At 65.5% G+C, this 7,882-nt stretch carries 9 protein-coding genes; 4 read left to right on the top strand and 5 right to left on the bottom strand.

Going from position 1 to position 7,882, the window contains the following annotated elements:
• Both I5M_RS10340 and I5M_RS10335 read left to right on the top strand, forming a co-directional pair.
• Positions 1–1,237, top strand: a 1,237-nt coding sequence (locus I5M_RS10340; protein WP_022721339.1) for a carbon-nitrogen hydrolase family protein, incomplete at its 5' end; no start/stop codon positions are given.
• Between the two features lie 78 nt (positions 1,238–1,315).
• Positions 1,316–2,263, top strand: a complete 948-nt coding sequence (locus I5M_RS10335; protein WP_040771653.1) for a LysR family transcriptional regulator — start codon at positions 1,316–1,318, stop codon at positions 2,261–2,263.
• A gap of 8 nt (positions 2,264–2,271) precedes the next feature.
• On the opposite strand, the gene I5M_RS10330 is transcribed toward I5M_RS10335, so the two are convergent.
• The 3 genes from I5M_RS10330 to folE form a co-directional block, all read right to left on the bottom strand.
• A complete protein-coding gene (locus I5M_RS10330) occupies positions 2,272–3,309 on the bottom strand; it encodes a transglycosylase SLT domain-containing protein (RefSeq protein WP_022721337.1) in 1,038 nt (345 codons plus the stop codon).
• Positions 3,310–3,402: 93 nt separating this feature from the next.
• Positions 3,403–3,852 carry a phosphoribosyl-AMP cyclohydrolase gene (gene hisI, locus I5M_RS10325; protein WP_022721336.1) on the bottom strand — a complete coding sequence of 150 codons (450 nt, stop codon included), beginning with the start codon at positions 3,850–3,852 and terminating at the stop codon, positions 3,403–3,405.
• A 55-nt stretch (positions 3,853–3,907) separates the two neighbouring features.
• The gene (folE, locus tag I5M_RS10320) at positions 3,908–4,600 is read right to left on the bottom strand and encodes a GTP cyclohydrolase I FolE (protein WP_022721335.1); all 693 of its coding nucleotides are present in this window, start codon (positions 4,598–4,600) and stop codon (positions 3,908–3,910) included.
• A 260-nt stretch (positions 4,601–4,860) separates the two neighbouring features.
• On the opposite strand from folE, the gene I5M_RS10315 reads away from it, so the two are divergent.
• On the top strand, positions 4,861–5,334 hold the full coding sequence (locus I5M_RS10315; RefSeq protein ID WP_022721334.1) for an iron-sulfur cluster assembly scaffold protein: 474 nt from the start codon (positions 4,861–4,863) through the stop codon (positions 5,332–5,334).
• Positions 5,335–5,428: 94 nt separating this feature from the next.
• Here the strand turns inward: I5M_RS10315 and I5M_RS10310 are convergent, their stop codons facing one another.
• Complete coding sequence (locus I5M_RS10310) at positions 5,429–6,358, bottom strand: hypothetical protein (protein WP_031336015.1); 930 nt, start codon at positions 6,356–6,358, stop codon at positions 5,429–5,431.
• Positions 6,359–6,667: 309 nt separating this feature from the next.
• On the opposite strand from I5M_RS10310, the gene yidD reads away from it, so the two are divergent.
• Positions 6,668–7,021, top strand: coding sequence for a membrane protein insertion efficiency factor YidD (gene yidD / locus I5M_RS10305; RefSeq protein WP_031336014.1), 354 nt, complete (start codon positions 6,668–6,670; stop codon positions 7,019–7,021).
• Between the two features lie 7 nt (positions 7,022–7,028).
• Here the strand turns inward: yidD and I5M_RS32690 are convergent.
• A partial coding sequence (locus tag I5M_RS32690) for a hypothetical protein (RefSeq protein ID WP_022721332.1) occupies positions 7,029–7,882 on the bottom strand: 854 nt, incomplete at its 5' end.

The raw sequence follows: 7,882 nt of genomic DNA, 5'->3' as shown, positions 1-7,882 counted from the left end.
CAAGATCGGCCTCCTGATCTGTTTCGACGGCGCAATCCCCGAGATCTTCCGCGCCATGGCGATGCAGGGCGCCGAGGTGATCGTCGATATGGCGACTTTCTTCGCGATGGACCAGGCCGACATGTGGGGCCCGGCGCGCGCGTACGAGAACGGGCTGTGGCTGGTCGCCGCCACCAAGGCCGGCTACGAGCGCTCGATCTACTATCCGGGCGGCAGCATGATCGTCGATCCGAAGGGACGCGTAATCTCCAAGGTGCCGTACGACACCCACGGCATGTCGATCGCCACCATCGATCTCGACGAAGCCGCCGACAAATCGATCTACACCGCCAACGACAAGATCGCCGATCGCCGCCCCGACACCTACGGGATCATGGCGCTGCCCTATGAGAAAACGCCGGTTTACGGCGTTGCCGATCGTCCGCTGATCCCGTCGAAATCGGTGACCAAGGTGGCGGCGGTGCAGATGCACGTCACGCCGGACTGCAGCGTCGCCGAGGTGCTCGACATGGTCGACCACACCGCCAAGCTCGGCGCCAAGGTGATCACCCTGCCCGAATACGCGTTCAGCGCGCAGTACATCCTGACGCCGGCGGAAGCGGCAGTGGCCGCCGATCAGACTGCGACGAACCTCTCAGCGACGGCCAAGATCGCCGCCCGCTACGGCTGCCTGATCGCGGCGCCGATCGTCGAGCGCGCCGCCGCCGGCCTTTACGTCACCACGGTGCTGATCGGGCCCGACGGCAAGGAGATCGGTCGCTATCGCAAGACTCACCTCACCGCCGAGGAGCGCAAATGGGCCGTCGCCGGCCACGACTATCCGGTGTTCGAGACGCCCTTCGGCCGGATCGGCGTGATGTCGGGCTATGATGCAGTATTTCCCGAGACCTCGCGTTGCCTCGGTATCGCCGCCGCCGACATCATCCTGTGGCCGGCGGCGCTGCGCGAGCCGTTCGAGCGCGAACTGCTCGCCGTGCCGCGCGCCGAGGACAACCGGGTGGCGGTCGTACTCGCCAACCGCGTCGACAGCCCCTACCCCGGCGGCAGCGTGGTGATCCCGCCGACCGGCTTCCCGCAGTGGGATATCAACATCGCCGCGCCGCGGGTGATGAAGCTCGGCGCAGTGATGCCCAAACACATCGATCTGGCGGTCTGCCGCCAGAAGCTGATGATCCCGAAGGTCGACATGTTTGCAAACCGGCTGGTGGAGACGTACGCTCCCATCGTCGCGGCGTAGTCCCGTTCGGTGGCTGTCCGGACACAGACGGCAGGCCGGCGCAATGGCGCCGGCCCCGCCGGGGAGACGGCAGCGAGCGTGGCGAAGACTCAGCGCACCATCAGGTACGACTGGAACGACGTCGTCTATTTTCTCGAGGTGGCGCGGCAGCGCAGCCTGGTCCGCGCCGCCGCCAAGCTGAAGGTCGATCACACCACCGTCAGCCGACGCGTCCGCGAACTGGAGCGCAGCCTCAACTCGACGCTATTCAAGCGCAGCAAGTCGGGCTTCACGCTGACCGAGATCGGCATGCGGCTGCTGCAATATGCCGAGGGCATGGAAAGCCAGGCCAACTCGATCGTCGAGGCGATCGGGACCGACACCGCCGATGCCGGCGGCGCCGTGCGGATCGCCGCGATGGAAGGAATCGGCAGCTTTTATCTCACGCGCTGCATCGCCGACTTCAATCGAATCTACCCGTCGATCCAGATCGAACTCATCACCGACACGCGCCTCCTCGACCTCAGCCGGCGCGAGGCCGATATCTTCGTCAGCTTCTTCAGGCCGCAGGGCAAGCGACTGTCGATCAAGAAGGTCGGGGAATTCAAGATCTCGCTGTACGCAGCCGACGCGTACTTCCGAGGACGGAGTCCGCCGACGACGGTGAAGGAGCTGGAGACCCACGCCTTCATCGATTTCATCGAGGACTACATCTACAGCAAGGAAAACCGCTGGCTGTCGGATGTGCTGCGGCCACCGCACACGATCTTTCGCAGCACCAGCCTGGTGGCGCAGTCGATTGCTGTATCGGCCGGTCAGGGCATCGCGATGCTGCCGTCCTACGTTGCCTTCGGCAACGCCGAGCTGATACCTGTCATGCCCGAACTGTTCACGACGCGCGACATCTGGTTATCGGTCCACGAAGACCTGCTGCACGTCGCGCGCATCAAGGCAGTCGTCACGTTCCTGGAAAAGCGAGTCGAGTCCGACAGAGCGTTTCTCAACACGGTCCAGAACCAGCGTCGTCGCCGGAAGCGTAGCGGCTGAGACGACGCTCAGCCCGCAAACGTCCCGTTGCGATCGCTGAACAGGTCGAGCGGCGATGGGGCGCGGACGTCGGGGGTTCGGGACAGCGTAACGGGCGCGGCCTGGGCCGGCGCCGAACTGTTGTTCCAGATCTGCGCGACCGCGGGCGACACGGCTTCGCTGCGATCGCCGCCGATGAACAGCGTGCGGAACATCGGGTCATTACTCCGCTGAACCGCGGCGGTAGTGCCGTTCACCGATGCGGCCGGCGAAGACGTGCCGGAGGCCGGCGTGGGATTGCGAACGTCGGGGAAGCCGGACAGATAGGCCGCATCGGCGTCGGACGCCTGCATTGCCGACGCAAGCGTCACCGGCGAATTGGTCGAGACGCCGACCGAGGCCATCGCGCTTTTGGTAGCCGAAGAACCGGCCGCTGCGTCGTAGCGCGCCGACAGATTGGCGTAGACCTGCGCCACCGTGCGCGGGCTGCCGCTTTGATCGTAGAAAATCGATGCGTTGGCGGCGGCCGCGTTGGGAAACAGCGTCGCGCCGATCGCATTCGGATTGTCGGTGGCGTTGTTGATCAGCTTGGCGGCGCCGTTCACTCCCATGAAGTGCGCCATGTAGAGTTCGGCGTCGGACGGCCGCCGGCCGATCTCGCCGGTGAGCTTGAAGCTGTTGGACTGGGTCAGTACCCCGGCCATCGCAGAGGAGACCGCCGGATCGTTGCGCAGATCCATGATGGCTTTGCGGGCCGCCGGATCGCTGACCGAGTAGCTGCCGGAATCGGACTTGCTGATCGCGTCGGCATATTGGCCGAAGCCGAGCGCGGAGCCCGCTTCCTTCACGGTGCCGAGCCAGGTCTGCTCGATGAATTGAAACAGCCCCTTGGCCGACGACGTCGTCGCCTGGGCACTCGGGTTGAAGTTGGATTCCATCTTGGCGGTGGTGAGCAGATATTCGAAGCTGGCTCCCGTGGCGTTGGCCGCCTGCCTGATCGCGCCGGCAATGCCAGTGCGCGCCGGATCAACGACCGTAGCTCCCGAATTCGTCGCGTCGACGGCCATCTGCCCCCCGCTCCCCCACGCGAGCGCCTATCCCACCGAGGCGCAGAGTGCGGGAATTATGGTTAACAGAGGGTTAATTCGCCTTCAGCGCGCCTACTTCCCGTACACCTTCTCCGGGTCGAACTTCTGCTCGGCGTCGACCTTGGTCAGGACCGGCTCGCCGTCGGCGCCGCGGTCGATGCGGCGATAGAAGCAGGAGTGGCGGCCGGTGTGGCAGGCGGCGCCGCCGGTCTGGTCGACCTTGATCCAGACCGCGTCCTGATCGCAGTCGACGCGCATCTCCAGCACGCGCTGAACGTGGCCAGAGCTCTCGCCCTTCTTCCACAGCCGCTTGCGCGAGCGGCTGTAGTACCAGGCCTCGCCCGAATCGATCGTGCGCCGCAGCGCCTCGTCGTTCATGAAGGCGACCATCAGCACATCGCCAGTGCGTGCATCGGTGGCGACGCAGGTGACGAGGCCATGCGCGTCGAACTTCGGGCGGAGCGTGATGCCCTCTTCGACGTCGTCGAGCGCGGGCGATGCGGCTGCAGCTGGATCGGACACGGTTAAGACCTCTCGGGCCGCGCGCGGCGCCCGAGCGTGGGAGCCGCGGCAGCGATCAGCTCGGCTGGCGCACCAGCGCCATGAAGCGGGCCTGTTCGGCCGGGTTGTCGCGGAACATGCCGGTGTAGCGGCTGGTGAAGGTCGAGGCACCCTGCTTGCCGATGCCGCGCACCGACATGCAGGTGTGCTCGGCCTCGATCAGCACGGCGACGCCGCGCGGCTTCAGAACCTCGTCGATCGCCGCGGCGATCTGGGCGGTGAGATGCTCCTGGGTCTGCAGGCGATGGGCGAAGATGTCGACCAGCCGCGCCAGCTTGGAGAGGCCGACGACCCGCTCTACCGGCGTGTAGGCGATGTGCGCCTTGCCGTAGAACGGCATGACGTGATGCTCGCAATGTGAGGTGAAGTGGATGTCGCGCACCAGCACGAAATCGTCGTAACCGGCGGTCTCTCCGAATGTGCGGTTCAGCACCTCGGCTGGCGATTGGTGATAGCCCTGGAACAGCTCGTCGTAGGCCTCGACGACGCGGCGCGGGGTGTCGAGCAGGCCTTCACGGCTGGTGTTCTCGCCCACATAGGCCAGCAGCGTCTTGACCGCGGCCTCGGCCTCGGCGCGTGACGGCCGCGGCTGATCGGGCGCCACGGCGGCCGTCAGGAACTCGGCCGGGTCGAGTTCAGAAGGGTGGAAGTCCGTCTTAGCGTCGGCGGCGGGAATCGCCCCACGTAGCGGCTTGATCTTGGCGTCCATCGTTCACTCCGTTCGACCGGCCGCGGACAAAGTCCAACAGCCGGATGTGTCACCGGGCAGACGGGACAGCCGTCTTGATCCCTCTGGCGCCCTCCCGCGCCAACCCGTTGGGCCGTCACGACGATTGCGCACGGCGGAAGCCTGATCGGCATCCCGCAAGGCTTCTGTTCGAAGCCGTGCCTCCTATATAAGACGACAAGCCGGAACCGCCAAGGTCGCCCTCCCCGGGCTCAGCGCGGCCGGGCCTGGAACACCGCGCCATGCTGAACGACATCTACAACAAGCGCATCATCGAACTCGCCGGCAACATCCCGCGGATCGGCCGGCTCGCCGAGCCCGATGCCAGCGCGACGGCGCATTCCAAACTGTGCGGCTCGACCGTGACCATCGACCTCAAGATGGACGGAGACACCGTCACCGACTTCGCCCATGTGGTGAAGGCCTGCGCGCTCGGCCAGGCGTCGTCGTCGATCATGGCCAGTCATGTGGTCGGCTCGACGGCCAGCGAGCTCAAGGCGCTGCGCGAGACCGTGCGCAAGATGCTGAAAGAGAACGGTGCCCCGCCCGACGGCAAATGGGCCGACATCGCCATGCTCGAGCCGGTGCGCGACTACAAGGCGCGCCACGCCTCCACCTTGCTCACCTTCGACGCCGTGGTCGACGCGATCGGGCAGATCGAAACCAAGTCCGTTTCGCATGCGACGCCCGCCGAAACAACGGCTTCGCAAGGCTGAGCATTTCCATCATTGCTGCTCGAGCGCTTCTCCGACATGAGGCTGCCCGCGTCTGTTGTCGCGCGCCTGCCGCAGCAGCAGTAACCGCCTCAGCTTAGCGCTGCGACTCCGACGCCGGCTGCGCCATGCCGCCGGTCGGCGCGGCTTCAGCGGTCTTGGTGGCGCGGACCGGAGTGGCTTGGGTGGCGCTGCGCTCGGCGGCGTCGGCCTGCGACACGAAGCGGTCCTGCACCGGCTTGGCGACCGCGGCGAGCGCCTTGGTACGGTCGGCCGGCAGGCCGGGCAGCAGATCGGCGATCATCTGCGTCGTTATCAAATGCGTATCGCGGAGCTCGTCGCGCGACATCTCGTGCAGGTCTTCCCACGGCGGCACGCTGAGCGCCAGCGAAAGCAATTCGCCGGTACCGCCCATATCAAACGTGTACTTGGCGAGCCGGCCGATGTCGCGCTCGACGATACTCATGTCCTGCGCCGAGTAGCTGGCGGCGCGCGCGTCGTCGGCGCGGTCGCCCATCCAGATCTGATGCACCCGCACATGCGCGCCTTCGGGCACGTGACGGCTGTTGCCGGCGAGCAGCAGGAACACGCACATCGACTCGCAATAGGCGCTGGGCAGGATCGTCGTGCGCGTGGGCGACGATTTATCCGTCAGCGTGGTGCCGACGGTGGTAGTCAGGCCGAGATTGCGCCAGCGCCGGCCGAGCGCGATGGCGTCGTTCACCGAACCGCCCGAGGAGTCCAACACGACTGCGGCATGCTCCAGCTTGCGGCCCGCGGCGAAATCGTCGAACGCTTTCGGCGTATCGCCGGTGACGATGCCGACAGCACTGATCCAGCCGCCGCAGCCCGGCTCGCACGCGACCCAACTAAACGTCATCGGCTGTTTGCGCGCTTCGAGGCTGGTGCCGCTGGTGACGCGATGGTTGCTGTCCGCCGCAATGCCGAGAAGAGCGAGACCGACGGCGGCGACGCGAAGCAACGCGGCGTGGGAAGATCGTGGCCGGCGAGCGACCCCAACAACGATCTTGGCAACGATCTGAGCAACAGCCTTCAAGCGACTATTCCTTCACTCCGTCAGCAAAGGCGCAAAAAGTTCCCCGCAACCCACATGATTCTTTTCACGCTCATGTTATCTAATCGTCATGGAAAACCGCCCATTGATCAATCGCAAAGCCGATCAAGAATGCTGCGACGCAGTCAAGAAACTGCGATATTTCAGCGGTGTGGCGCGATTGCCGCGGCCGCTCCAGTTCCCCGGCGCGGAACCCGGCATTGACTCGCCGCGCCGCGCGTCACATCGCTCATCGGTTAGTCAGCCTGTTAGGCGCCTGAGATGACGACACCCGTTTCACCGGACTCACCCACCGCCCTGCGCCGCTTGGCGCAGCTGCCGCGCGCGGCCGGACGCGGGCTGATCTTCGTGTACCGCGTGACCCTGTCGCCGTTGGTCGGACAGAATTGCCGGCATCTTCCGACCTGCTCCCAGTATGGTGACGAGGCGATCGGCCGCTTTGGCCTGTGGGCCGGCGGCTGGATGACGCTGGCGCGGCTGTTGCGTTGCCATCCGTTCGGAACCCACGGTCTCGACTACGTGCCGCACACCGCCCCGACCGGTGCCCGCTGGTACTTGCCCTGGCGCTATGGACGCTGGCGCGGGGTCAACGCCGAGCCGCCTTCGCAACTGTAGGATGGGGTTATTGCCCCGGCGCCTTCACAGCCAGCAACAGATTGGTCTCGTAGGGCCGCCAGCGATAACCGATGCCGAAATCGATCGCGGGCGCGCCGTCGAACAGTTCGGCGGCGCGGCGCTGGTAGCGGCCCGGGAATTCGGCGATGGGGCCTTTGTACTTACCGAACGGGGATAGCCGCCATGCCCTCGGATCGAAATTCGCAATCGGGATTCCGGAGTCGTCCTGGATAATTGTAGCGCTGTTCTTCAGCAGGAAGTCGCGCACGCTGGAGAAATTCGGAGAATGCATCAGATAGGATGCGCTCTTGATCAGGCTGTTTGCCGGCGCCAGTGTCGCGCAGAATTTGAGGAAGCCGGTCGCGGCGACGCCGGAGTTACTCAAGTCGGTCGAGAAGTAATACAGCGTCCGCGCGATGCCGTCGGCGCCGGCGAACACGATCTTGACTCCGTGCACCGCGAGCCGACCCGGCTTGACGTCCGGCGGCACGAAAGCCCCGTCCGTATCGAGCGCGACCTCACTGACCTCGCGAATGGTGTGGCCGCTGCGCGCCAAAAACACGTACAGCACCGGCAGCACGCCCGATGCGACGCTTTCGTGCAGATCCGTCTTCATCATCTTGGTGATGAAGAAGCTGAATGCCAGCACCGTCTGGATCGAGCGTTCGACGCTGCCGAGCGACGCGGCGACCGCGCCCGGCGACAGCTTCGCCAGATCCGGCACGTTGCCGACCGGCTCCAGCGCGCTCAGCACATAGGTCGTCGCTGCCGGATAGAACGCATTGGCATACAGAAAGTCCGGACCGCTGAACATGTAGTACATCGCCGGTCGCGGCGCCGCGAGGTGGCTGCGGTCCAAAC

Source organism: Rhodopseudomonas sp. B29 (assembly GCF_000333455.1).
Classification (GTDB): Bacteria; Pseudomonadota; Alphaproteobacteria; order Rhizobiales; family Xanthobacteraceae; genus Rhodopseudomonas.
This window is presented reverse-complemented; position numbering and strand designations above follow the sequence as displayed.

Excerpts from the sequence above, each read along its gene's own strand:
- I5M_RS10330 (WP_022721337.1), bottom strand. The coding sequence starts at position 3,309 with ATGGCCGTCGACGCGACGAATTCGGGAGCTACGGTCGTTGATCCGGCG.
- folE (WP_022721335.1), bottom strand. The coding sequence starts at position 4,600 with ATGGACGCCAAGATCAAGCCGCTACGTGGGGCGATTCCCGCCGCCGAC.
- I5M_RS10315 (WP_022721334.1), top strand. The coding sequence starts at position 4,861 with ATGCTGAACGACATCTACAACAAGCGCATCATCGAACTCGCCGGCAAC.
- yidD (WP_031336014.1), top strand. The coding sequence starts at position 6,668 with ATGACGACACCCGTTTCACCGGACTCACCCACCGCCCTGCGCCGCTTG.